The following is a 25,003-nucleotide window of genomic DNA, read 5'->3' on the forward strand; positions in this document are numbered from 1 at the left end:
TTACCACATTACCCAAGGCTGCGTAAAACCGCAGCCCGACAGCCTATTGCCCGTAACCAGCAAACCTGTTTCCGGCAAATACATCAACCATTTATCATCCACACAAAAAATCAAACGTTATGAAATCACTCCACTCCTACAGGAGATGCATTCCACCTGGTATCAAAAAATACTGGTACATTTTACTCTTATTAATTTGCGTATACCCATCAACGTTATACGCACAAAATACCGTCAACATCCACGGCCGCATTACTTCTCAAAACGGCGAACCTCTGCCCGGTGCAAACGTAGTGATAAGAGGTACCACCAAAGGAACCACCACCACCGTAGACGGAACCTTTTCTCTCACCGCACCTTCACACACTTTCTTAAGAATTACCTACACCGGCTTTCTTACTAAAGAAATAGAAATTGGTAATACCGATATGCCACATCTCAACATTCAACTCAACGCCAATAAAGGTGAATTGAATGAGGTAGTGGTAGTAGGATATGGTACGCAAAAAAGATCTGATCTGACAGGCTCTATAACATCCATCAATGCGCAGGCCTTAAGAGATGTACCAGCAGCCAACTTAAGCCAGGCACTGAAAGGACAAGGCGCTGGTATCGATATTCAAAAAAGCGGCGGCAATAGTAAACCTGGTGCAAAACCAACCATCCTGGTGCGTGGCAGCAGATCTATCAGAGCTACCAACGCGCCACTGTTTGTTGTTGATGGTATTCCATTCAACGGCGACATCAACGATATAAACCCCGATGATGTAAGCTCCATACAAGTACTCAAAGACGCCTCTGCCACTGCGATCTATGGTTCACGCGGTGCTAACGGCGTTATTATCGTCACTACCAAACATGGCAGCGCAGGCGGCACCACCATTACCTATGGCGGATATGCGGGCTTTGTAAAACCTTCTGGTAAGTATGACCTCATGAATTCTGAACAATACGCAGGACTCAAAAAATGGGCATTGTATAATGCAGATAACGTGAAATACAGCAGTCCAAATGATCCTAAAATTATGCTCGATGGATTTGATGCGATAGAAAGAGATGGCTTGGCAAAAGGCCGCAACACAGACTGGCAAGACCTCGTATATCGGACAGGCCTGCAAACCAACCACCAGATTGGTATTTCAGGTGGTAATGAACGTACACAGTTCAGCATCTCCGGAGGATATTATAAAGAGACAGGCGTTTATCCAGGTCAATCTTTCGAAAGATTTTCTGCCAGGATCAGTGTAGATCATCAGATCAATAAAATTTTCAAAGTAGGATTAAGTTCACTCAACAACTTTTCTACCACCATTGGAGAAAACGCCAATCCTATGGGGCAAGTACTTCGCGCAAGCCCTATGGCGCCTGCATTTGACAGCACCGGCGCTATCATCAATGACTTCGTTGCCGGCAGCGCCGCGCAGATCTGGAACCCGCTGTCCAACTTTATTCCAGGCGCTGTGGTAGAAAGAAGAAAAAGAACCGGAACATTTACCACGGCCTATCTCGATGTGAACATCATCCCTGGATTAAAATATAGATTGAACGCCGGCGCAGAAATTAAAAACGATAACTATGGTAATTTCTACGCCAGTAAAACTTCAAACAACCTTGGAGGACTGAATACCAGCGAAACCAACTATGGACAAAGCACCAGCTTTACTATAGAAAACCTCTTGTACTACGATAAAACTATTCGCAAACATCGTTTTAATCTCACCGGATTATATAGTGTGCAGGAATCAAATGCCCGTAATACAAAATATAACAACAGTAATCTACTGTATGATAACCTGGAATATGCCAATGCACAATATGGCTCCAACCTTTCTGGCAGTGGTACTGACCCTAAGTGGGATATCATTTCGTATATGGGTAGATTGTTCTATAGTTACGACGACAGATATCTCGTTACGCTTACCATGCGCTCCGACGGCAGCTCCAGACTCGCGCCAGGTACTCAGTTCAAGGGTTTTCCATCTGCAGCGGTAAGCTGGAATATTATCCAGGAGCCATGGGCAAAAAACTCACAGACCTTTTCCAATCTCAAGCTGCGTATGAGTTATGGACGTACTGGAAATACCGCGATTGATCCTTATCAAACAAAAGGTTCACTTACAGCGATCAACTATAACTACGGCAGTACCAATGTTACCGGAGCCTATCTCAATACCGCCCCTAATATGAAACTGCAATGGGAGTATACCACCACATCCAATGCTGGTCTTGATTTCGGACTATTCAACAATAGAATTACCGGTAGTGTAGATGCTTACATTCAACAAACCAGTAACCTCTTATTACCACAGAAACTTCCCGGTACCAGCGGTATCCCAGGGAATGTGCTCGTAAACGTAGGTAAAACAGAAAACAAAGGCGTTGAAGTTCACATCGCCACCGTTAATGTACAATCCAAGACAGCCAATGGTTTCAACTGGACAACAGATTTGAACTGGTATATGAACCGAGGAAAAATTACACAACTATACAATGGTATCCAGCAAGACCTTGCCAATGGCTGGTTTGTAGGCCAACCTATTGGTGTGTACTACGATTATAAGCGTGTAGGTATCTGGCAGGACAACAAGCTAGATTCTGCTACAGCACTGGCTTACAAGCAAAATGTAACCGGCCCTACTTCTGTTATCGGAAATATTCGTGTGGCTGATGTTAATGGAGACAGTACTTTCAGCGCGGCAGACAAAACAATTATTGGTAGCGCACAACCTAAATGGGAAGGTGGTATGACCAACCGTTTCAGCTACAAGGGATTTGATTTTACCGTAGTTGTTTTTGCAAGAGTTGGCGGATTACTGAATAGTAAACTCTATGGTGGCGGTTTTGCCAATACCTTCCAGGGAAATTACAATAACCTGAACGTGCACTACTGGACGCCAGGCAGCGGTGAAAACTATTATCCAAAACCAAATAATTCATCTACCCAAACACAGTACAATACAACACTGGGTTATATCAACGGTTCCTTCCTGAAAGTCCGTAGTCTCAGTCTCGGTTACAACGTACCACAATCTTTTGTACAACGCCTGAAAGCAAAATCACTACGCGTATACGCTACCGCGCAAGATCCGCTGATCCTGTTTTCACAGTATAGGAATAAATATCATGGCGTAGATCCTGAATCAGCAGGTAACATCAACGCAGATACGCCTGGTACCTGGTCTATGATTTTTGGGGTAAATCTTACTTTATAATTTTTAAAGCGTTTTTTATGAAGAAACTATTATACAGCATCTGCATACTGGCTACTGGTATTATTTTCAGCGGATGTAAAAAAATGCTGGAAGAAAAACCACACGCTGTACTCACGCCTGATTTCTATAAATCTACACAAGGATTAAATGCCGCATTGGATGCCTCTTACGCAGGCACGCGCACTATTTGGGGTTGTGAAGATTACTTCTCTATGACTACACCCGCAACAGATGAATTCATGCGTGGCAACGATGGTAACAAAGATATGTTCCTGTTAGCACCTTCTTATCAATCCACTGATGGTAAAGGCACTTCATTATGGAATAACTGTTACACCTACATTAATACTTGTAATGCGGTGATTCAGTATTCAAAAGATGTAACAGGAATTAAGGATGATGTGAAGAAGAGAATGGTAGCAGAAGCGAAGTTCCTCCGTGCAAATTATTATTTTGTGTTGGTACAGCTTTGGGGAGATGTAACCTTGAACACTGCCTTCAATGCAGCCCCCTCTACAGCTGCAAAACGTGATCCCATGGCGGATGTATACAATGTAATCGTTCAAGACTTAAAAGATGCGATTACAGATTTGCCTTTGAGTCCACGCGCGAAAGGAGTAGATCCAGGTCGCGCTACGGCGGTAGCTGCGCAGCACCTCTTGGCGAAAGTTTATCTGACACGCGCCGGCAGTAAGGCTAAACAGGCTACCGACTACCATGACGCCTATACGACAGCATTGGATGTCATTAATAATGCAGGTGCTAACGGGCTGGCGTTATTACCAGATTTTGCAAGTGTATTTGCAGAAGGAAATGAAAACAGTACAGAAGTATTATGGGCCGTGCAACATACGTCCAGTCTGGCTTACAATGGATCTCCCAATCAGGATAACCGCACGCCTGATAATATGCTCGTACATCTTTTTGTACCTCAGTATGAAAAAGTGGATGGTATGCAACGTGATATCGCAGATGGCAGGCCCTATATCAGAACGATTCCTACCTTGTGGCTGATAGATACTATTTTCAAGGAGCGTGTCAATGATTCCCGCTTTAGCAAAACCTTCCAGACAGTTTGGTATTGCAATAATGCGAGCAGCATTCCTAAATGGCCTACTCCTTTGCCAGCGGGAGCTCCAGCAGGAGCCGTGGCTGGCGGACCTAAATTTAAACTGGGCGATACCGCTATCTATCTCCCCCAAGGCCCTCGTAGCGCGGCACAGATAGCAGCAGCGCCGTACACGCTGATACCGTCTTCTCAATATAATCCTCGTATGGGGCCAGCTTTGAGCAAATATCAAGATACTAAGCGTGCAGATATGAATGCGCCTTCAATCAGGCCTATTATCGCTTATAGGCTAGCGGAAACTTACCTGGTAGCAGCAGAAGCCCTGGTGATGGATGGCCGCGCTGCCGACGCAGTACCGTTAGTGAATGCAGTCAGGGAAAGGGCCGCCTATCCTAATGGTAACAAAGCAGCCATGGATATTACAGTGGCAGACCTAAATCTCGACTTCATACTGGATGAACGTTCCAGAGAGCTGGCAGGTGAAAATGTCCGTTGGCTGGACCTCGTACGTACCGGACAGTTAGAAACACGCATCAAGAAGCATACACCGGATTGCAGAGCGAATTTCCAAAGTCCTAAACATTTGCTGCGTCCAATTCCTTTAGATCAGATCAATGCCGTTACCACAGGGCCGGCGTATGGTCAGAACCAAGGTTGGTTGTAATAGTTTTGCTTAAAAAAGCGGCAGCCTGCAGAAGTGAATATCTCATCACTTTTGCAGGCTGCTGTTATTTTATGAAGATGATTATCCGGCCAGATCTCCCAGCATGCTGAAGAGTATCACACCTAATACGATCAATGTAAGGACAACGTACAAGTAATCTTTCTCTAATAAAAATGCAAATACGGATAAGGCTACACGAAGAATAGGTGTAGCAATCAGGCAAACAACGCCCAACTGAATGATTTCCATTCCGTGGATACCACGAACGCCATGGATAATGCCAGCAAAGCTATCGAGGCCTGCACGAACTCCCGTAAACTCCCTATAGGAAGGCATTTCAGCCCCATGCCGATACAGGTAGATAATGCCGCCTATTAAAACCAATGTGCTGGACATGATCACGCCTAAACGTAATTGTTTTCCGATCATCAACTGAATATCCTTGTCGGCCCAGTAATTCTTTGAAAATAGTTGCTTCATGGTATCAGAGTTTTCCGGTGTAACCATTGTAAATCATCTGGATAGCGAGCAGGCTGATGACTACGCTAAAGACTAAACGAAGTCGTTTTACATTTGCTTTTACCAGTAACCTCGATCCGCCGAAAGCCCCTGCCAATACGCCTATCACCACAGGAAGGCAAAGTCCCGGGGAGATATAACCGCGTTGCAGGTATACTACTGCGCTGGCGGCGGCCGTAACACCAATCATGAAGTTGCTGGTGGTGGTAGATACTTTAAAAGGAATACGCATGATATTGTCCATAGCCAACACTTTGAGAGCCCCGCTGCCTATGCCGAGAAGACCGGACATAATACCAGCAAACATCATCATAAAGTAACCGCCAGCTACACGGTGCACGGTGTAAGGCACCGGGCCTGTAGGAGTTGGATAAGCGCCGTTTAAGCGTAGTTTTCTGGCTAGTTCGCTGGTATCCTCGTCTGTTACATATTCTTTTTTAGGTTTAAAGGACATTAATGCCGTGAAAATCAGCACCAGACCGAATATGATGGCCACTACATTGGTGGGCATAAACACGGCTATCAGTGCGCCTATAACAGCGCCGGTGGTAGTAGCTATTTCCAGGAACATTCCCAGGCGGATGTTGGTAATACCTTCTTTTACATAGGCAGAAGCAGATCCGGAAGATGTAGCGATAGCCGCAATAAGTGCAGTTCCGATAGCATAACGTATATCGGTGTGAAATACGAGGGTTAGCAAAGGAATAATGACTACACCGCCACCAAGGCCGGTGAGCGACCCCAACATTCCCGCGAGGAATGCCCCCACTAAAAGGATTAGGGTAAATGATAAAATCGTCATAAGAATGGTTTGGTTGGTATTTGTTGGAATTTCAGGTATTAAACCAGATTTTTATCTGATTGTTACAAAAGTAAGCAGAATATGATTCTCGCAATCCGGTAATCTATAAGTAACTTGCACCCGCTAACTAATAATAATTATGGTAAGAGTAGGTGAATTCAATTTGCTGCGTGTAAAGAAAAAAGCTGATTTTGGTGTATACCTGGAAGCTGTAGATCAGGAAATCCTGTTGCCTACCCGGTTTGTACCCGCAGGCACCAAAGTAGGCGATGAGCTGAAGGTTTTTATCTATCATGATTCAGAAAACAGGCTGATCGCGACAACGCAGAAGCCTTTTGGTGTTGTAGGAGATATCGTCAACCTGAAAGCAGTGAGCACTACCCACCAGGGCGCATTCCTCAACTGGGGCCTGATGAAGGACATTTTCGTTCCTACCAGCCAGCAGATGAGTAAAATGGTACCTGGGCAAGAATACCTGGTAAAGATTTACCTGGATGAGATGACAGGTCGTGTAGCCGCCACCGAGCGTATTGAATCTACACTCAGCAATGAAAACATTGAGCTGAATGAAAAAGATAATGTAGATCTGATCATCTATCGCCGTACAGAAATTGGTTACGTGGTAATTGTCAACAATACACATACGGGTATCCTGCATTTCAGCGATATTTTCCGTCCTGTGGATATTGGTGATAAATTGAAAGGGTTTATAAAAAGCGTGAAGGGAGATAAAATAGATGTGGCATTAGGACAGCCAGGATACAAACGTGTAGAGGATGAAGGCGAAAAAATCCTGCGATTATTGCAAGAAAATAATGGTTACCTGCCTTACCACGATAAATCTACCCCTGAAGAAATCCAGGCGTTTTTTGGTATGAGTAAGAAGACGTTTAAGATGACTACCGGTAGTTTATACAAACAACATAAGATCATCTTTACGCAAACAGGTATTAAGGCAGTAGAAGAATAATTTCCAGATAGGATTAGAAAAATCGAGGGATAAATATTAATTTCATACATCGGAAAACCTATAGATATAACCATAATGTTATATCATTTTTTACTATCCTAACCATATTGAGAATGAAAAAGTTAGCAATCATTGTCGCAACCCTCGGTGTAATCATTGCCATTTCCTCGTTTATTGCGAGCGCCAATTCCCTGATTGGTATCAAGACATTTTTTAAGCTGGGACTGGGAGGAATTTTCCTGATGATCCTGGCGAGTGTCTATTTTTTGATATCGACCTTGAGGCTCAGGCAAAATGTTCCCGAGTTTGAATAAGATTTGATTTAACGTTAAAAAACAAAGGCATGGACCCAACATCCTTGCCTTTGTTATATCATTTAATAAAGCTGATTCTCCTACCTGTTCTTAATATTCCATTTTCGTCAAGCTTATCTGTTTCACGTGCACATTGTAATAAAAAATTTGTATCCACAGTTGGATAGAATGGGGCTGCCATAACATTTATTTAAGCTGCTAATTCTAATTTCAAATGTGGATTTACATAATTATCACATGCTTTAAAAATGCCCTGGAGAAGAATGTCTCCATGATCTATATCGTACTCTAATTGGCTATTGGTAATTGATTTCCATCCTAATACCTCTAATTCCTTTTCTTTTCCCCCGCCAAATTTCTCTGCAATTACACAAAAAGATATTGTCGCTTCTTCGATAGCCACTTCGGCATCTTCATCATTTTGTGCTAAAGCTTCCAAACCCAACAAGGGAATTTGGATAGATAAATGACCGAAATCATTCCACTTGGTCCAAATTGGCATTAGAACCGAAATGGCTGTGATTTTCCCGTTTTCTTTGGTGATGTTAATATTTGCTTCTGTTGTCATTGCTTAAGGTTAAAATGGTTGAATGTTATTTATTTCTTTAAAAATGAAAAACAATTATTTTCAATAGTGGTAAATACGGTTGAATTTCCATTACATATTTACAATCAGTAATTTTTACATTAAATGATAATATCATTTAAAAAATAATTTCTTGGATATTAAAATGATAAATAGCCTCTCACAGACAAAGCACTAAAATACTAGCACTATTGTACAATATATTTAAATGGCTTATATTCACTAAAAATTAGGGTTCCCCAATGGAAAAAAATGAAGAAATTTTAGTGATTGTTGAGCGCTTTGTTGAGAGTATAGCGGCTATAGATAAGGATATAGCCAGTTTGATAACCATTACGATGACTGTAGACGGCGATTTTTTGCCCGCGAAAGGGCATAATAAAACGATACTGATAGATGGTAACCGTAAAAGAATTAATGAAGTGCAGGGGTTTACACCCTTGCAATATTATGTGACTTGTTATGAGCAGTAATCAATCAGGATAACTTCCGCTAGAAGGAGATCAAACTGTAGTAATCAATTCGCAGGGGTCTACATCCAGTGCGCTGGCCAGCGCACAGATGGTGCTGAGGGAAGGATCAACTTTGCCATTTTCAAGGCGCGTCATATAACTTGGCTCAAGTTCTGCCTCAAAGGCAACATCAACCTGAGTCATTTCCTTCTCTTTCCTGATACGTTTCAAGTTGGCACCGAAGGACTTTATTATATGTTCGTTTTTCTCCATCTACGTGGGAAATTACCACCTGCAATTATGATAATACCAGTACAAAACGACTAGTATTATGCTACTATACATATAATTAACTGTATGTCAGAATAATAAGTAGGATATCTAACATAAAAATAGATTAACAAATTTTAATCCGGGTTATCAATCTGGTTGCAAAATTACTAATTTTTTTAGTAAAAAGAGGCTCTCAATAAATCAAGTCTACCCTTAAAAACGAAGTAGTTATGCCGTAACATGATTACTTCAAGGGTAGCAAATGAACCTCTGCTACTTATACATTAATATAATATCCAACAAACCATATTTCATGAAAAAACAGGAGCGTATCCCTGCATTGGTAGAAAAATTTATCGAAGATTTAGCAGGCATTCAGCCAGGCGCCATTTCTCTCATCACGATAACTATGACAATAAATGGGGCATATCTTCCCAAAAAGGGCGTTACAGAAACAATTTTAATTGATGGCCTTCATAAAAAAGTGAATGAGCAACAGGGTAATCAACCAATTACTTACTATGTTACCTGCTTCGAGAAATAAGAAACTTAATTGTCTTGCACATCTGGTGGAGGAATGTATTTAGTACATAGATATTCTATACTAACTTTAAAAACATCTGCAAATGCTGCCAAGGTACTTGTTTTAATATCTCTCTTGCCATTCTCAATCTTTGTAATGTAACTAAACGTAAGGCCTACTAATATTGCAAGTTCATCCTGATCCCATTCATTTTGTATCCTGAGTCTTTTTACATTCTCTCCGATAATGTCTAGTAAAGGTTGATTACGTTTCATAGACGAAAATTAAATCAAACCATTACTTTGATACGCGTATTATAGTACTAACACTATAGTACTAATATATCAAATAACTGATAATCAATGATTAACAAGGGTTCATGATTAGATTAACATAGATATAATTAAAAAAATTATTTCCAATTCATCCAACGTTCCCCAAAACGACCTGCCCAATCGCAGATCGCCCCTTCTTTTCTCCTTTTGAGCCATATCTTGTAAAACCCTAAAAAAAAAGCAGTCTCTATTACATAGAGACTGCTTAACATGGGTTTTCAGTGATAGCTATTTACTTGAACAGGTGTACCACCAATCCTACTTCCAAAGCGCCACTGGTATAATTCTTCAAACCGGCCGTCTGCGTGGTATACATTACCTGGAAACCCGCTATAGAACGATAGTTGAAGCCAGCGCCTACTGTGAAATTGTTGCTGGTATGATACAACCCGAATACATTCAGATATTGCTGCAGAAAAACTACGTTGGCGCCTATATCCACCAAAGCATCATATCCTCTTACACCACGATAGCATACTTTTGGTTCTATATAAGGAACAGACTCGCTAATATCAATCTTATAAGATACTGCACCATAGAAGGTTGTAGCGTCTACTGTCTTATTATCATCCTTACGTAGATAATTCATCATATTAGGAATGGCTGCTTGTATTGTCCACTTATCATTCGTATAGGCCATCCCGTAATCGACCTCAAAATAATCATCTCTACGATTAAATGCATTAATTGTTGGATCATTTTGTTCACCATTTATGGCCGACTTATCCAGTCTTTGTGCATTTATCCCCAATGACAACCCAAAATGTAGCTTGTCTTTTCCTGTTGCATTTAATGGTAAATGATAAGCGTAAGTCAAACCAACCTTCGTACGATTGATCAATCCAGCTTTATCATTAAATACGGTCAAACCAGCGCCTACCCTGCTTCCTACGTAGTAATCCGCAGTAGCTGCCTTTGTTACCGGCGTTCCTGGCACATCAGACCATTGTCCACGATAGGCAACATTCAGATGTAGCCCGGTGTCAATACCTGCCATCGCCGGATTGGCAAGGTATTGATTCAGGAAGTATTGACTGGTAAGTGGTTGCAGTGGCGCACTGCTCTTAGACCAATCTTGTGCCTGCACCTGCCCTACCTGAAAGGTTGCAATCATCAAACAGGCAACCAGTATTCTTATAGATTTAATTTTAACGAACATCTTTTTCATTTTACTATTGGTGAACGATCGTAATGAATCCTTTGACAACTTTTCCATCGCCAAGGTCAAGCAGATAGTAGTAAGTACCTTCTGCGAGTACATTGCCGTTTAATCGTCCATCCCAATCATTGGTATAGCCTTTACGATTATAAATTAACCTGCCTGCACGGTCATAAATCCGTACTTCATTATTTGGATACTGCGAGATATTTTTTACTACCCACCTGTCGTTGATACCATCGCCGTTAGGTGTCAGGATATTAGTAGGTTCTACATCTACTTTACCACTTACTTCCAGACGGAAATCCGTTGTTACCGCACAGCCGTAAACGTTAGTAACGGTAACCAGGTAGGTGTTGGTAACTGTTGGCTGCACTGTGAGTGTTGCCGAATTTCGGCCGCTGATCACGCCTGGTGCATCTCCCCATTCATATTTATTACCACCTGTTGCGGTAATATTCACAATGGAACCAGCAGGTACTATCGTTCCTTTATCACTGGTAACTGTTACGTTTGGCAGTTCATTCACCGTGAGATCAAAAGTGATACTTACCTGATCTTGTCCACCGTTTGCAGTGCCTCCATTATCGCGTACCAATACGGTGATAGTAGTAACGCCAGCAACTCCTTTCTTCAGTTTGAAACGTACCGCTCCTGTACCATCGCCGTTATCCCTGGTGGTCAACTCATCAAATACGTCTTTAGAGCTGGTAGCAATGAGGCTGATAGTCTGGTTCTTTTCAGGACCAGCACTCAGTCCGGTCAATGCTATTTCCTGCGCCTGCTGTCCATCACAAACCACCTGTGCACCAGGATTAGTAATGGTTGGAGGCTCGTTTACATCCAGTACTTTGATAGTGAAGTCTTTTTCAAAAAACAATCCACCTCTATCGGTAGCGCGTATACGAATAGTATAACTGCTCTTCGTTTCGTAATCATACACCGCATTGCTTTGCAGTTTATTACCAATCAGCGTAAACTTACTATCGTCTGCACCGCCAGCAAATGACCAGGTGAAAGTATCTCCTGCATCAGCATCTGTAGCTGTAAAGTTGCCGATAGCCGTACCAACCGGACTATTCTCCAGGATAGTATTATTATCCAAAGTGATATCGGTAGGTGCTTCATTTACATCGGTAACATTGATGGTGAAATCTTTGGTAAATGAAAGGCCACTGCCACCAGTTACTTTGATCTTAATATGATAAACGTTTTTCGTTTCATAATCAAACACCGCATTTGTTTTCAACTGTGTTCCATTGATGGTAAACTGTGCATCATCCGCTCCACCTGCAAAGCTGTAAGTGAGCGTGTTTGCAGGTTCGGCACTGGTAGCGCTCAAGTTACCCACAACGGTAGCTACAGGACTATTCTCCGGCACGCTCATATTGCTCAAAGCAATGTCGGTTGGAGGATGTCCGGTATTATTTACAGTAATGGTAAATGTTTTATCGAAGTAGAGTCCCCCCTGATCCGTTACACGGATGGAAATGGTGTACTGAGATTTTACGCTATAATCAAATACAGCATTAGAAGAAAGCGTAGTGCCGTTAACGTTAAAGCTGTTATAATCACCTGTTGGTAATAAGCTAAACGTCAACTGATCACCCGTATTCGGATCTGTGCCTGTTAAAATACCAACGGTAGTACCGGCAGGCAATTGCTCATCTACATTTGTTTTACTTAATTGTATATCTGTAGGAGCAATATTCTTCTGTTTAACGGTAATTGTAAATGCTTTACTGAATGTTAATCCGCCGTGGTCAGCTACCTGTATGGTAATGCTATAGCTGCTTTGCTGGGTCATATCCACAGCTGCATTGGTTTGCAGATAATATTCACCACCGGAAACTACTACTTTAAACTTAGCCGCATCTGTTCCAGAGAGCGTATAGGTAAAGGTTTCGTTGGCATCAGGATCACTAGCTGTCAGTTTACCTACGGTGGTGCTGACAGGGCTCTGATCTTCCACTATGGTGTTGCTTAGCTGAATATCAGTTGGCGCCGCATTTACAGAGGTGATGTTGATAGTAAAGTCTTTCTCGAAATATAAACCACCACCATCGGTAACGCGTATACGAACTGTGTAGCTTTGCTGCGTCTGGTAGTTTAATACCGCTGCTGTTTGCAGCTGTGTTCCTGCAATCTGGAATTTAGCAGCATCTGCACCACCTACAATTGTGTACACAAATGTATCGCCTGCATCAGGATCTGTGGCAGAGAGGGTACCTACAGTGGCACCAGCAGCTTGTTTCTCTGGGATTGTATTATTAGAGAGCGTGATATCAGTTGGCGCTTCGTTTACATTCGTTATAGTAATTACAAAATCTTTGGTAAAGGAAAGACCACTGCCACCAGTCACTTTAATTTTGATGTTATAAACATTTTTGGTTTCAAAGTCAAAAACCGCATTTGTTTTTAACGTAGTACCGCTTATCGTAAACGCTGCATCATCTGCACCGCCACCCAAACTGTATACAAGACTATTTACCGGATCTGCACTGGTAGCGGTCAGATTACCTACTAATGTGCCAATTGCGATATTTTCAGGAATGCTTGTGTTACTCAGCTGAATATCGGTAGGCGCATGTGTTTTGTTATTTACAGTAATGGTAAATGTTTTATCGAATGTCAGACCGTATGGATCTGTGACACGTAATGTAATCGTATACTGTGCTTTTACACTCACATCAAAAACTGCATTTGTTGTAAGTGTAGTACCATTAACAGTAAAGCTGTTATAGTCTCCCGTTGGCACCAGGCTATACGTTAATACATCACCAGCATTAGGGTCCGTACCAGAAATAGTACCCACGGCTGTGCCGGCAGGCAATCCTTCATCTATATCAGTTTTACTCAACTGTATATCAGTAGGCGCCAGGTTTTCAGGTTTCAGCGTGATAGTGAAATCCTTTTCAGTATATAAGCCTCCATTATCAGTACTGCGTACACGTACTACATAGGTTTGCTGCGTTTGATAGAGTAATATAGCAGCGTTCTGTAATGCATTACCCACAATCTGGAACTTAGCCGCATCCGCGCCGCCTACAATAATATAAGTGAAGATGTTACCTGCGTCAGGATCTGTAGTAGAAAGGGAACCTATCGTTGATCCTACAGGTAATTTTTCGAAAACGATATTATTGCTAAGGCTGATATCTGTTGGTGCTTCGTTTACATCAGTTATGTTAATCGTCAGATCCTTAGTAAAAGAAAGTCCACCAGCAGTAGTTGCAGTAACCTTTATGTGATAGACGTTCTTCGTTTCAAAATCAAATGAAGCATTCGTATTCAGACTAGTGCCGGTAATCACAAACTGGGCATCATCAGCACCACCACCGAAGCTATAAGTAACAGGATCAATACTGGTTGTACTCAATCCGCCTACTAATGTACCAGCAGGACTGTTTTCAGGAACACTTGCGTTGTTGATGGTGATATTGGTTGGAGGATGTAATGTATTCAGGACAGTAATGGTGAACGGTTTATCCAAATATAATCCCCCAGGATCCTGTGCACGTAAGGTAATATGGTACTGAGATTGTACGCTATAATCAAAAATTACAGTATTTGTAAGTACAGCGCCCACAATCATAAATTTATCGTAATCGCCGGTAGGTACCAGGCTGAAATTCAAGATGTCTCCAGGGTTAGGGTCCGAACCTGATATCATTCCTATACCGGTTCCTGCTGGCATACCTTCAGCAATAAGCGTATTACTTATCTGGATATCGGTTGGCGCATAGTTTCCTTGCAGAACACTAATAGTAAACTGTTTCTGGAATTTCGCACCACCATGATCGGTTACTTCTACTAAAATAGTATAGCTGCTTTGCTGCATGTATTCTGCCTGTGCAGCTAATTGAAGGAAACTGGTACCTGTACCATCTGTATAAATTGTAAACTTAGCACCATCCAACGCTGGCAATACCGCATACTGGAAAGTTTCGTTGGCATCAACATCAGTAGTAGTGAGCTTGCCAACATTTGTTCCGATTGGACTATGATCCACTACTGTTGTATTGCTCAACTGAATATCAGTAGGGGCATGGTTTACAGCGGTAACATTAATAACGAAGGCTTTCTCGAAATAAGCGCCCAGTGCATCGGTAACGCGTACACGAATATTATAAACGTTCTTGGTATTGTAATTAAATATTGCAGCAGACTGCAAAGTACTACCGGTAATGGTAAACGATGCATTATCAGTACTGCCTGTACCTGCCACCAGTGAATATATCAACGGCAGATTGTTTTCAGGATCAGTAGAAATGAATGAACCTATGGCAGTTCCAGCAGGTTGATCTTCCGCAATACTATTAATACTGAGGAGTATATCTGCTGGGGCTTCATTTACATTATTGATTAAAATATTGAAGCTTTGATCAAAGGAAGCACCGTAGTTATCCGTTACTCTGATATTAACATTGTAATTATTTTTTGTTTCGTAGTCGAAAATTGAATTAGTCAACAGCTGATTGCCCGATATGCTAAAACCAGCATCCGACGTAGGTAAGAGCGTATAAGTAAAGGTATTCCCCGCATCCGGATCATTAGCAGAAAGCGTACCTACCAAGGTACCTACAGGCTTATTCTCATCGACATTATTATTAGACAGCTGAATAGCAGTAGGCGCACTATTTACGACACCATTTACGGTTAAGGTATTAGAAATATTATTAGGACGACCACCAGCATCCTGCAATGCGTTCGCATTTAACGTAATGCTTACACTGCCTGTAGCAACAGGCTTTACTGTAACTGTATAATGTGTACCATCTATTTTAGTAATGTTCGAGATGGTGCCATTCACTAATGTAAACATAGAGGCATCCAGTGATGCAGCTGATTTGGTCAATACAACCGATACATCAAAGCTGTTGATCGCCGGATCTGGTGCTGTTGTGGATAAGGTTGCATCAAATACACCAGGATCGTAAGTCCAGCTAACAACATTTGATGCTGCATTATATATTAGGGCCGGACTTTGCACCTGCGATGCTTTCATGGAAATACTTATAGGTCCGGGGCCTAGTGGTTGAATTGTCAGCACATAATTTCTACCACTGCCAGAAAACACTGTTATAGAACCATTAGTCAAATCAAACATGGAAGCATTTAAAAGCGGAGTATTAATATCTGTTGAGAATTGAACATCCACCTTAAATGGCGCATCAAAACCCGCTTCCTTCGTTAAGGTTGGCTGAGGAACCGTATTATCAAATGTGAGATTGAAGATAGTTTGTGCCAAAGGATTTCCAGCCAGATCTTTCCAGGAGTTGGCGCCCACAGTAAGTGTAACGGCTCCGGTTCCTGGACTACTCAGCTGCACGGTCCAATTCTGTGCGTCTACTTGTGTAACACCAAGTACCGTGGCATTAGTAGCAGTCAGGTTTTGAACACCGAGTACTACAGCTTCAGAAAAATGCAACTGTACAGAATATGGGTTTTGACCAAACAACGTAGTACCAACAAGCGTGGCCACCGGAGCAGTATGATCAACAGTGATACCGGTGTTTACAGTGGTAGCACTTGCCGTCAAAGGATTTCCTGCCACATCTTTTATAGTACCCGCTGTATTCACCTGAAGCGTTAAAACACCGTCACCGACTACGTTGGTAAGTGTAACCAGATAAGCAGTAGCCGGAGCGCTTCCGCCAACTGGTGTGATACTCGTCACCAGGCCACCAGCAGTCTGTGTAGCCATTATTGCAAAGTCACTCTGTGCAGGTTGTGTAACCTTTTCAGAAAAAGTTACCTGGAAAGTAACGGTGTTCGCATTTGTTGGAGATGCAGTGACAGGCGCAATGCTCACCGTTGTTGGCGCTAATACATCGAAATGATAGGTTACACTGTTAGGGAGGTTATCGTTGCCATAATCATCTTTGGAGGCGCCTGCGCTTACGCCGAAGTTAATATCTGTTTCCTGCGCAGCTGGTGTAAAAACCACTTTGTAGGTGGTACGATCGTTTGGGCTGATTTCTGTCACCGTAACAACGCCATTAGTACCGGTAAGTTTATTAACATCAGGAGTGGATACTGGTTTACTGAAAACCAGCACTGCATTGAAAGTACCTGTGCCAGCATCTTGCGATGGCGTAATCGTCACAGTAGGCTGGATCTTATCATAAGCCACTGTTACCGTGTTAGAAGCTTGTGTTCCTTGACTGTAGGCATCATGGCCTGCATTGGCAGGTAAGCTGATAGTAGCAGTTCCTGTGTTGCTGATGGGAGAAACTTTATAGGTATAGGGACCACCAGGGTTTGTTCCGGTAAAAATAAAAGTGCAACTGTTACAGGAAAGCTTTGATGGATCAAAATCTTGTAAGGGTTTATCAAAAGTAACAGTGATATTAAAATCGCCATTTACTTTCGTCTTATTATTTTCAACAGTTATAGTTGGTATCGGTGGAGTTGGATTAGATGGCTGAACATTATAGTAGTTTCCTGAACCGTTGGTCACCATTGGGTTTCCGATCATATCAGTAATTCCGCTCGCGGGGCCATCTAACTGTAAACCGAAGGTAAGTCTGTTTTGAGTATCTGCATTTACAACATTATGAAAAGTGACAGTACAGGTAGTTGTGCTGGTTACTACCACATCAAAACTGCTCGCATGCACGCTGTTGGCGCCGGATGCAGACCATCCGGCAGTAGTCACATTCTTTACTTGTTCTGAAAAAGTAACCAGGAATTTTAAATCGCTGCCGCTGGCCACTGTTTGCGCACCTACTATCTGAAAAAATCCAGATACTTTTGGCGAAGTAGCATCTATATAAACACCAGGAGCGTTGGCATCAGTTCCTGATGGAAAGTTGGCTTGTATAGCCATCGGATCAATTGGGGTATTGCTGGCATCCATAATATTGCCCGACATGATAGTGATAAAATTATCCCAGGTAACAGTACCTGAAAAGTCATCACCATCTGTAAGCGTATAGGAGAATACCTGCGTAGCTGCCACTGAGCCAGATACCCAGTTTGCCTGCCTCGCTTTGCCAGCACCAAGGTAAAGCTGTACATAGCTTACCCCTGTAACGTTTACGGGCACATTAAAATTGACAGTAAATTTCAGGACATCACCTTTTTTAAAAGAACCTGGAGTGGGGGCAGTTACCTGTGTAATAACGGGAACGGTTCTACGCGCTATTGGGGTAGCATGCGCGGGAACAACGGTTAATAAGAAATATTGCAAAAGCAATAACAGAGAAATACACGACGGCTTTCTCCTTAAACAAGCGTAAAAATGCTGCATAGCCGGATAATAAGCCTGATAATAAGCGGCATAGTGCATACTATCAGAGGTACTTTAATGATTTTGATGCAATCGCGAGACGTTATGCTGTATGCAATGCGCACGCAGCTTTTCAGTAGGGTGGCTAAAATCGGTTGTCAGTTGAAGTTTGACTTATTAAACTGCTGATTGTGAATGATTAGCAGAAGCTTTTCGGTAGGGTGGCTAAAACAAGTAGGTATAATTCGGCCTGAAAGATAGCGGTTATTTTCGCAACTTTTAACTTTTTTTTCTGATCAGGCAATTCTCGGAAAGGTGATAAAAAAGCTGGTTCCCTCTCCAGGCTTGCTTTTCACAGTTATGCGACCTTTGTGGTTCAAGATAATATTCTGGGTGGCAGTGAGGCCCAATCCTGTGCCTTTTGTTTTACTCGTAAAGAATGGCTCAAAAAGTTTACTCATATTTTCATCCGATATTCCACTACCGTTATCGGTTATACGAACATGGACATAATATTTATCTGTATCTGTTGAAATCCCCAGAACACCCGTTCCTGGCGACATTGCCTCTATACCGTTAATAATGATATTTAATAAAGCGATGTGTAATTTTTCTGCATCAGCCATTATCATCGCCGGCGCCGGCGTAAAACTTTTGTGTACCTGGATGTTATTAAGTTGCAGTCTGTCTGAAGCATGTACCAACGCATTTTCCAGCATATCATTGATACTCACTGGTTGCATACTCAGCTCCACCATTTTTGTGGATTGTAGCAACTCTGTGACTAACTGATTTATACGGTGACAGTTTCTTTCCATAATATCCAGGTATAGCTGACCTTCTTCGGATTCGGCCACAGGCTCCATTTTCAGCTGTGAAGTGGCCAGCAAAATATTAGTCAGCGGATTACGGACCTCATGGGCAACCATCCTTGCAATACGCCCGGTGATAGCAAACTTTTCCTGCTGCTCCTTCTCTCTCGCCTTCTGCTTTTGCAGCGTCACATCCTGTATAATACAGAGGTAATGTTGATTTTTCTCATCCAGCATAGAAATGTTCATCATCACCTCCAGCAACATGCCGGCCTGACTTTGAAACAGGTATTCCAGCTGTCCTACCGGATGTTTCGCCAGCTCCCTCGATGCAAAGGCCAGTTTATCTTCCTCTCTGGCAAAGAGGTCAGACAAGCACATATGATAAAGGTGATCATCTTCATAACCCAGCATCTTTACTGCAGCGGGATTTGCTGCTATTATACGCTGTTGATCATCTACCAATAAAATAATATCATTAGATTTCTCAAAAATGCTGAAATATCGTTTTTCACTTTTTTCTATAACAGAAAGATGGGCAAACTTATCAAGGGTATATCTGATGGCCCTTTCCAGTAAAGCGCCATTGATCTCGCTTTTAACGAGATAGTCGGAAGCTCCTGCTTCCATCGCTTCTTTATCGATGAGATAATCGCCTTTACCTGTGAAAAGAATAACTGGCGCATTATAATCGAGTTCACGGAAATACTTGAGTACGTCAATACCTGTATGACTACCTAAGCGATAATCTACCAGGTATAAATCATGCGATTGAGTGGCAATTGATGTCAACCCGTTTCTATAGGAAGATGCCCACTCCAGTACATATTGATCGGGAGAGATATCCTGCAATAGTGCATTCACTAAATAAAAATCATCTTCATCATCATCGATCATGAGGATTCGTTTCTTTCCGTTCGCAGGCATGTTTACAAAATTAGTTTTGCAAAGCTCGTCAAAAATTATTCCTAAGTGTCAATATGTTTGTCTGCTTCTTGCAATACCACGTTTCGGCGGGGCATAAACCAGGCAGGGATAAGGGTTACAAGCAAAATAACCATTGATATATGAAAGCCTTCTCTTAACGCCAGGTGATGTGCCCGCATATTAGAAACGCCTGCCAATATGTTATCGTTATAGGTTGCCTGGGTAATAATGGCCAACATGGCGATTCCCAGCGCACCTCCTACCTGTTGCATCAACGTACTGATACTGGATGCCATGGTTACTTCTTCTGGGCGTACGGAGCTAAGCGTAGCAGAATTGAGCGGCGCCAGCAACAAGCCCATACCTAGTCCACGTATAGTCATGGTGATAATTACGCTCTGCATACTACTATGCGTGTCCAGGCGGGCAAACAAAAACATGGATATTGCGAGTAATAATATCCCCATCAGCGATATCTCCCGGCTACCATGCTTGTCGGACCATTTGCCGGCAAAGGGCATCAGCGCCGCCATAAAGACGGAGTTAGGTAATATCAGCAAACCAGACATACCTTCCGAATAGCCCATCTGTTCCTGCAAAAGGAATGGCATTAGGAAGAGTCCACCGAATAAAGCGGCAGCCCTTGAAATCGTTACTAGTATACAACTTACAAAAGAATAATTTTCGAATAGATGTAGATCGATGATTGGTGTTTTTACCCGCTTGTCGATAACTATAAACGCGATAAATGCAGCAAATGCGATGCTAAGGGTAACGATGATCTGTGGTGATCCCAACCCTACTCTTTCTGCCTTGGCGATACCATATTGCAGACATACGAGGAAAATGGTCAGTGTTGTAAAACCTGCCAGATCAAAAGGCAGTTTGATTTTTGGCTGCTTACGCAGAATACCCAAATAACGAAAAGCCATATATACTGTGAGTATACCAATGGGCAAATTGATATAAAAGATAGATGGCCAGCCAAATTTTTCTGTGAGAATACCACCAAGTGTTGGGCCAATGGCAGGCCCCACCAGGTTACCGAGTCCCCACCATCCTAATACGGTGCCGCGTATACGTGATGGAAAAACATACGAAATGATAGCCATGGAAGTAGGCGCCATGGCACCGCCGCCCAGTGCCTGTATTACCCGCGCCGCCAACAGGGAAGGCAGGTTATCAGACAACGCACACATTAAGGAACCTATAGTAAAAATGCTGATAGCACTCAGGTAGAGATTAAAGAAACCTATTCTGTTTTTGAGCCAGTTGGTCAATGGCATGAGCACAGAAAAGCTCAGCATATAAACAGTGATGACCCATTCTATTTCATCGAGGGTACAATTGAATTGCCGGCTCATCACAGGAAGGGATATATTCACAATACTGGAATCTATCCCGGCCATGATAGTTCCCATTATTATGACAATGAGGATTCCCGTCCTGTTTACGTCTCTCATACGCGATCTTTCATCATAAATATAAGTTGTGCTTTGGCTACTACCGGATTCAACGGATTACAGTTGATCATAAAAAGATAGGTGGCCAGTTCAGACAGCTGATAGTCGGTGATCATTTCTCCGTCTTTGAAGCAATAGACTTTTTTGAAGTTTATGTTCACAGGTATTTGCAAAGCTGCGCAGGCATGCATGGCGCGGTCCAGCGGCTCCTGTGCCAGGGATGTTTCTGCATAGCCCAGTTCTTTCATGATTTCACTGGCGGTATATAGCAGCGGGGGATTGTGCAGCTGAGAGATCCTTTCCGTTGATATTACCTCTTCGAGATAATCGAATAATCTAAGCATGGCCGTGTGCATTTAGTTGTGAAAGTTGTTCAAACAGTTCTTTTTCCTTTTCTGTAAGATGAGTGGGAATATGTACTACCGTTTTGATATAAAGATCACCAGCATCGCCTTTGTTATCATATGCAGGCATACCTTTTCCTTTCAGTCTGAAAACCTTGCCACTGTCTGTGCCTGCGGGAATGTTCATGCTGAGTGCACTTCCAGGGGTAGGCACATTAATTTTACCTCCCAGGATGGCTGTGTATAGTGGTACCGCAACATCTGCATGCAAGTCCAGCCCTTTCAGTTCATAACCGGGATGAGGTGCCAATTGTATAGTGATAAGCAAATCACCATTTTCGCCGCCTTTACGGCCAGGATTTCCTTTTCCTTTAAGTCGGATCACCTGCCCTTCATAAAGGCCGGGTTTGAGCTTAATATTCAGTCTGCTGCCGCCTACTTCTACTTGCCTGGAGCCGCCGCTATAGGCATCTGCTAGTGTAACCTCCATCGTTGCCTGTACGTCGCGCCCTCTGGCAGTGGTTTGCTGGCGCCGGCCACCGCCTGAAAAGCGGCTACCAAAGAGTTGTTCGAAGAAGTCTGAGAAATTCCCTTCTCCTCCAAACATATCTTCCATATTACCTGAATATTGGTACTGTTGCCCACCACCTCTGCCACCGCCATACTGCGACCAGTCGAAATCTTCCGGCCGGCCACCATGTTGTTCGTAGTATTTATAGTTTTCACCAAACTGATCGTATTTCTGGCGCTTATCGGCATCACTCAGCACTTCATATGCCTCATTGATTTCTTTGAACTTCTCTTCCGCCGCTTTATCACCAGGATTTTTGTCCGGGTGATATTTCACTGCCAGTTTCCTGTAGGCTTTTTTGATCTGTTCCGCTGTTGCACTTTTTTCTACGCCCAGAATTTTGTAATAATCCTTAACATCCATAATCATAAAACTTGTTATGGTGAGAACTTGTTCTATGAAATTACGGAATAGTGGAGATTTTTTTGGGACTACTGACCCAAGGCCTGTAGTCCCTGAAAATTTATTTTCTTCCGTCGAGCAAGTTCAGCCCGAGCTTTTCTACCATATATTTCACTGCCAACTGACCTTTCACACTATTACCGGCTTTGTCCAGCGGTGGAGCAAATACAGCAATGGCGAGCTTTCCAGGCACTACTGCAATGATACCGCCGCCAACGCCACTTTTACCAGGAAGCCCGGTTGCGTATACCCAGTCGCCGGTAGAATCATATAAGCCTTCTGTGATCATGTTTGCCAGTATTTTCGGGCAGAAGTCGGGATTAATCACCTCTTCTTTAGTAATTGGGTTTCTGCCTGCATTAGCCAGGGTTCCTGCCATTACAGCCAGGTCTTTCGCACTGGAACCATAAGAGCAACCTTTGGTATACAGGTCTACTGATTCATCTACATTATCATAAAACCTGCCATAAGAATACAGCAACCAGGCGATTGCTTTGTTATGCTGATTGGTGGCACTTTCCGACTGATAAAGTTTATCTATGACTTGTAAACGACGACCTGCAAATTTGGCAAAAATATCATCAATTTTTTGCCATTTTGCCGCACTGTTAGGAGCTTTTACGAAGCTATTAGTAGCCATAGCACCGGCATTCACCAGTGGGTTCACCGCCCTGGCAGGTTCCAGCTCCACCGCCAGTACCGAGTTGAATGGCATACCGGTAGCGTTAACGCCTATACTATCTTCAATGGCTTTAGAACCATGGTCCTGCATAGCCAGGGCCAATACAAATACTTTTGAAATGGATTCGATACCAAATTCATACTTGGTATCACCTACCTCATATAACTTGCCGTCGGCAGTACAAACAGCAATACCATAGAGCTTTGGATCTACATCAGCCAGGAAAGGAATGTAGCTGGCATTAGCGCCGCCAGGTGCATTCTTGAATTTCTCATAAGCCTCATTCATAACAGCACGGATATTGGCTTCTGTCAGACTTTCCTTGGACTTCTGTGCCATCACACTGCTGGTAATCAGCAGTAAAACTGCCAATGCGAAGAAAATGGAGTTAATACGTTTCATAAGGTTTGCTTTAGAATTTGTACATCATAGATACCTGTAAACGACTGTTATCGCCACTCTGTTTATCGATTATAAGATGTTTACCATACAGGTATTCCAGACCAAATTTTACAAATGAAGAAGGATAGTACAGCAGGTTCAACACGCCATACTGCGTAGACCTGAAATCAGTGTTGGGCTGCCATTGCTGATCATCCAGGCGGAGATAACCATACCCCAGTGAGGTACTGAGTTTGTCACTCCACCAGTGATCATAGAAGCCCATCACACCAAACACAGGGATCGCTTTCAACGCGTTCTGCGTTTTGGCAACAGCATCATATCCGCCACCACCAAGATCATTGAAATAACGCGCAATACCTTGACCATACGTTACCTGGTATACGAAGTTATCCTTGATCCTGGGGTTAATCTCAATAGTACCGGTAAGGTTTATCCCCCAGCCTATTGTGGTATGGGAATCCTGTAACCTGTCATCAAAGGTAATGGGATGGAACAGACCCGCCAGCTGAATATGACTGCCCTCTGTAAAGGTGTGCCTGAACTGCGCCACCACATCGGGGAACAGCGTCCGGGCAGACATGCCCGAATCAACTGGAAATTTCACGTCGCTTCCTGGATTTTCTAAACTGAAAGCCAGTGTCGACCTACGCGATAATGGTTGTGTATATCTTACCTGAACCTGGCGTACAAACACCATGGCGTTAGGCCCTTCATAATCTAACGTATTCGGGAATACGTCGATATCCATAAACCCTGACCAGTATTGTCCTGCACCCCACCTGCCCAGCTCCCCCCAGGCATGACGCAAACGTGGCACTGAAGAACCATCCGGATTGAAAAGATCAAACTCCAGGATGGTTTTCAGTTTACCTAATTTGGTGTCTGATTCTGATCCTATCGTCAGGCGCGTCTGACGCGGTGTAAAAGCAATATTACCCTTAGACGCATTATTGATGGGAATAGACGCAGGTATGAAAGACTGCGTATTTCCCGGTTGTTTAAAATCATATATAAAATCTGCCTGCACAAATCCACCAATCGTCAGTTTTGTATTTAAGAAATCAGCTACCACAAACCCGCCATATCTACCAGATTCCAAAGCACTTCTCGTTTGTGTCCTGTTCTGTGGTTCAGGCCTGCCGATACGTCGTTGTATACGGTTCACCTTTGCTTCCAGGCTATCTATTCTTCTCAACAAACTATCTGTATCTACCTGTGCTTTCACCTCACTGATTGCTATAAGAAGGAACATCACTGTCAATGACAGTCTTAGCATTTTGATCAT

General features: G+C 42.8%; 19 protein-coding genes. 6 read left to right on the plus strand and 13 right to left on the minus strand.

What is annotated here, in order from left to right:
- Positions 1-119: 119 nt before the first annotated feature.
- Positions 120-3,212 carry a SusC/RagA family TonB-linked outer membrane protein gene (locus tag ACE38W_RS08570; RefSeq protein WP_375830085.1) on the plus strand — a complete coding sequence of 1,031 codons (3,093 nt, stop codon included), beginning with the start codon at positions 120-122 and terminating at the stop codon, positions 3,210-3,212.
- A gap of 17 nt (positions 3,213-3,229) precedes the next feature.
- On the plus strand, positions 3,230-4,945 hold the full coding sequence (locus ACE38W_RS08575) for a RagB/SusD family nutrient uptake outer membrane protein (RefSeq protein ID WP_375830086.1): 1,716 nt from the start codon (positions 3,230-3,232) through the stop codon (positions 4,943-4,945).
- A gap of 81 nt (positions 4,946-5,026) precedes the next feature.
- On the opposite strand, the gene ACE38W_RS08580 is transcribed toward ACE38W_RS08575, so the two are convergent.
- Together ACE38W_RS08580 and ACE38W_RS08585 are read right to left on the minus strand one after the other, a co-directional pair.
- A complete protein-coding gene (locus ACE38W_RS08580) occupies positions 5,027-5,425 on the minus strand; it encodes a DUF1634 domain-containing protein (protein WP_375830087.1) in 399 nt (132 codons plus the stop codon).
- Positions 5,426-5,429: 4 nt separating this feature from the next.
- Positions 5,430-6,266, minus strand: a complete 837-nt coding sequence (locus ACE38W_RS08585; RefSeq protein WP_375830088.1) for a sulfite exporter TauE/SafE family protein — start codon at positions 6,264-6,266, stop codon at positions 5,430-5,432.
- Positions 6,267-6,405: 139 nt separating this feature from the next.
- Between ACE38W_RS08585 and ACE38W_RS08590 the strand changes: the two genes are divergently transcribed.
- Both ACE38W_RS08590 and ACE38W_RS08595 read left to right on the plus strand, forming a co-directional pair.
- Complete coding sequence (locus tag ACE38W_RS08590) at positions 6,406-7,236, plus strand: S1 RNA-binding domain-containing protein (protein WP_375830090.1); 831 nt, start codon at positions 6,406-6,408, stop codon at positions 7,234-7,236.
- Positions 7,237-7,349: 113 nt separating this feature from the next.
- Positions 7,350-7,550, plus strand: a complete 201-nt coding sequence (locus ACE38W_RS08595) for a hypothetical protein (protein WP_375830091.1) — start codon at positions 7,350-7,352, stop codon at positions 7,548-7,550.
- Positions 7,551-7,740: 190 nt separating this feature from the next.
- Here ACE38W_RS08595 and ACE38W_RS08600 read toward each other — a convergent pair whose 3' ends face one another.
- Positions 7,741-8,118 (minus strand): hypothetical protein, encoded by a 378-nt coding sequence (locus ACE38W_RS08600; protein ID WP_375830092.1) that lies wholly within the window; start codon positions 8,116-8,118, stop codon positions 7,741-7,743.
- Positions 8,119-8,378: 260 nt separating this feature from the next.
- On the opposite strand from ACE38W_RS08600, the gene ACE38W_RS08605 reads away from it, so the two are divergent.
- Positions 8,379-8,609 (plus strand): hypothetical protein, encoded by a 231-nt coding sequence (locus ACE38W_RS08605; protein WP_375830093.1) that lies wholly within the window; start codon positions 8,379-8,381, stop codon positions 8,607-8,609.
- 30 nt (positions 8,610-8,639) lie between these two features.
- Here the strand turns inward: ACE38W_RS08605 and ACE38W_RS08610 are convergent, their stop codons facing one another.
- On the minus strand, positions 8,640-8,861 hold the full coding sequence (locus tag ACE38W_RS08610) for a helix-turn-helix domain-containing protein (protein WP_375830094.1): 222 nt from the start codon (positions 8,859-8,861) through the stop codon (positions 8,640-8,642).
- A gap of 313 nt (positions 8,862-9,174) precedes the next feature.
- Here ACE38W_RS08610 and ACE38W_RS08615 point away from each other — a divergent pair, with 313 nt between their 5' ends.
- A complete protein-coding gene (locus tag ACE38W_RS08615; RefSeq protein ID WP_375830096.1) occupies positions 9,175-9,405 on the plus strand; it encodes a hypothetical protein in 231 nt (76 codons plus the stop codon).
- Positions 9,406-9,410: 5 nt separating this feature from the next.
- On the opposite strand, the gene ACE38W_RS08620 is transcribed toward ACE38W_RS08615, so the two are convergent.
- From ACE38W_RS08620 to ACE38W_RS08660, 9 genes are all read right to left on the minus strand, one after another.
- Positions 9,411-9,659 carry a helix-turn-helix domain-containing protein gene (locus ACE38W_RS08620; RefSeq protein ID WP_375830097.1) on the minus strand — a complete coding sequence of 83 codons (249 nt, stop codon included), beginning with the start codon at positions 9,657-9,659 and terminating at the stop codon, positions 9,411-9,413.
- A 292-nt stretch (positions 9,660-9,951) separates the two neighbouring features.
- The gene (locus ACE38W_RS08625) at positions 9,952-10,878 is read right to left on the minus strand and encodes a PorP/SprF family type IX secretion system membrane protein (protein ID WP_375830098.1); all 927 of its coding nucleotides are present in this window, start codon (positions 10,876-10,878) and stop codon (positions 9,952-9,954) included.
- 13 nt (positions 10,879-10,891) lie between these two features.
- A complete protein-coding gene (locus ACE38W_RS08630) occupies positions 10,892-18,133 on the minus strand; it encodes a cadherin domain-containing protein (RefSeq protein WP_375830100.1) in 7,242 nt (2,413 codons plus the stop codon).
- A gap of 275 nt (positions 18,134-18,408) precedes the next feature.
- Positions 18,409-19,851 carry an ATP-binding protein gene (locus tag ACE38W_RS08635; RefSeq protein ID WP_375830101.1) on the minus strand — a complete coding sequence of 481 codons (1,443 nt, stop codon included), beginning with the start codon at positions 19,849-19,851 and terminating at the stop codon, positions 18,409-18,411.
- A 41-nt stretch (positions 19,852-19,892) separates the two neighbouring features.
- Positions 19,893-21,314: an MDR family MFS transporter gene (locus ACE38W_RS08640; RefSeq protein WP_375830103.1), complete on the minus strand. Its 1,422-nt coding sequence runs from the start codon at positions 21,312-21,314 to the stop codon at positions 19,893-19,895.
- Entirely contained in the window at positions 21,311-21,658 is a 348-nt protein-coding gene (locus ACE38W_RS08645; protein WP_375830105.1) for a hypothetical protein, read from the minus strand. The genes ACE38W_RS08640 and ACE38W_RS08645 overlap by 4 nt, the downstream gene beginning before the upstream one ends.
- Positions 21,651-22,598 carry a DnaJ C-terminal domain-containing protein gene (locus ACE38W_RS08650; protein WP_375830107.1) on the minus strand — a complete coding sequence of 316 codons (948 nt, stop codon included), beginning with the start codon at positions 22,596-22,598 and terminating at the stop codon, positions 21,651-21,653. The genes ACE38W_RS08645 and ACE38W_RS08650 overlap by 8 nt, the downstream gene beginning before the upstream one ends.
- Before the next feature lie 94 nt (positions 22,599-22,692).
- Positions 22,693-23,715, minus strand: a complete 1,023-nt coding sequence (gene glsA / locus ACE38W_RS08655) for a glutaminase A (protein WP_375830108.1) — start codon at positions 23,713-23,715, stop codon at positions 22,693-22,695.
- Positions 23,716-23,725: 10 nt separating this feature from the next.
- Positions 23,726-25,003 (minus strand): DcaP family trimeric outer membrane transporter, encoded by a 1,278-nt coding sequence (locus ACE38W_RS08660; RefSeq protein ID WP_375830109.1) that lies wholly within the window; start codon positions 25,001-25,003, stop codon positions 23,726-23,728.

Source organism: Chitinophaga sp. Hz27, assembly GCF_042263525.1.
GTDB lineage: Bacteria > Bacteroidota > Bacteroidia > Chitinophagales > Chitinophagaceae > Chitinophaga.

Coding starts and splice junctions, on each gene's coding strand:
- ACE38W_RS08635 (WP_375830101.1), bottom strand. CDS start 19,851: ATGCCTGCGAACGGAAAGAAACGAATCCTCATGATCGATGATGATGAA.
- ACE38W_RS08595 (WP_375830091.1), top strand. CDS start 7,350: ATGAAAAAGTTAGCAATCATTGTCGCAACCCTCGGTGTAATCATTGCC.
- ACE38W_RS08615 (WP_375830096.1), top strand. CDS start 9,175: ATGAAAAAACAGGAGCGTATCCCTGCATTGGTAGAAAAATTTATCGAA.
- ACE38W_RS08585 (WP_375830088.1), bottom strand. CDS start 6,266: ATGACGATTTTATCATTTACCCTAATCCTTTTAGTGGGGGCATTCCTC.
- ACE38W_RS08600 (WP_375830092.1), bottom strand. CDS start 8,118: ATGACAACAGAAGCAAATATTAACATCACCAAAGAAAACGGGAAAATC.
- ACE38W_RS08590 (WP_375830090.1), top strand. CDS start 6,406: ATGGTAAGAGTAGGTGAATTCAATTTGCTGCGTGTAAAGAAAAAAGCT.
- ACE38W_RS08630 (WP_375830100.1), bottom strand. CDS start 18,133: ATGCAGCATTTTTACGCTTGTTTAAGGAGAAAGCCGTCGTGTATTTCT.
- ACE38W_RS08650 (WP_375830107.1), bottom strand. CDS start 22,598: ATGATTATGGATGTTAAGGATTATTACAAAATTCTGGGCGTAGAAAAA.
- ACE38W_RS08610 (WP_375830094.1), bottom strand. CDS start 8,861: ATGGAGAAAAACGAACATATAATAAAGTCCTTCGGTGCCAACTTGAAA.
- glsA (WP_375830108.1), bottom strand. CDS start 23,715: ATGAAACGTATTAACTCCATTTTCTTCGCATTGGCAGTTTTACTGCTG.
- ACE38W_RS08645 (WP_375830105.1), bottom strand. CDS start 21,658: ATGCTTAGATTATTCGATTATCTCGAAGAGGTAATATCAACGGAAAGG.
- ACE38W_RS08570 (WP_375830085.1), top strand. CDS start 120: ATGAAATCACTCCACTCCTACAGGAGATGCATTCCACCTGGTATCAAA.
- ACE38W_RS08620 (WP_375830097.1), bottom strand. CDS start 9,659: ATGAAACGTAATCAACCTTTACTAGACATTATCGGAGAGAATGTAAAA.
- ACE38W_RS08605 (WP_375830093.1), top strand. CDS start 8,379: ATGGAAAAAAATGAAGAAATTTTAGTGATTGTTGAGCGCTTTGTTGAG.
- ACE38W_RS08580 (WP_375830087.1), bottom strand. CDS start 5,425: ATGAAGCAACTATTTTCAAAGAATTACTGGGCCGACAAGGATATTCAG.
- ACE38W_RS08660 (WP_375830109.1), bottom strand. CDS start 25,003: ATGATCAAAATGCTAAGACTGTCATTGACAGTGATGTTCCTTCTTATA.
- ACE38W_RS08625 (WP_375830098.1), bottom strand. CDS start 10,878: ATGTTCGTTAAAATTAAATCTATAAGAATACTGGTTGCCTGTTTGATG.
- ACE38W_RS08575 (WP_375830086.1), top strand. CDS start 3,230: ATGAAGAAACTATTATACAGCATCTGCATACTGGCTACTGGTATTATT.
- ACE38W_RS08640 (WP_375830103.1), bottom strand. CDS start 21,314: ATGAGAGACGTAAACAGGACGGGAATCCTCATTGTCATAATAATGGGA.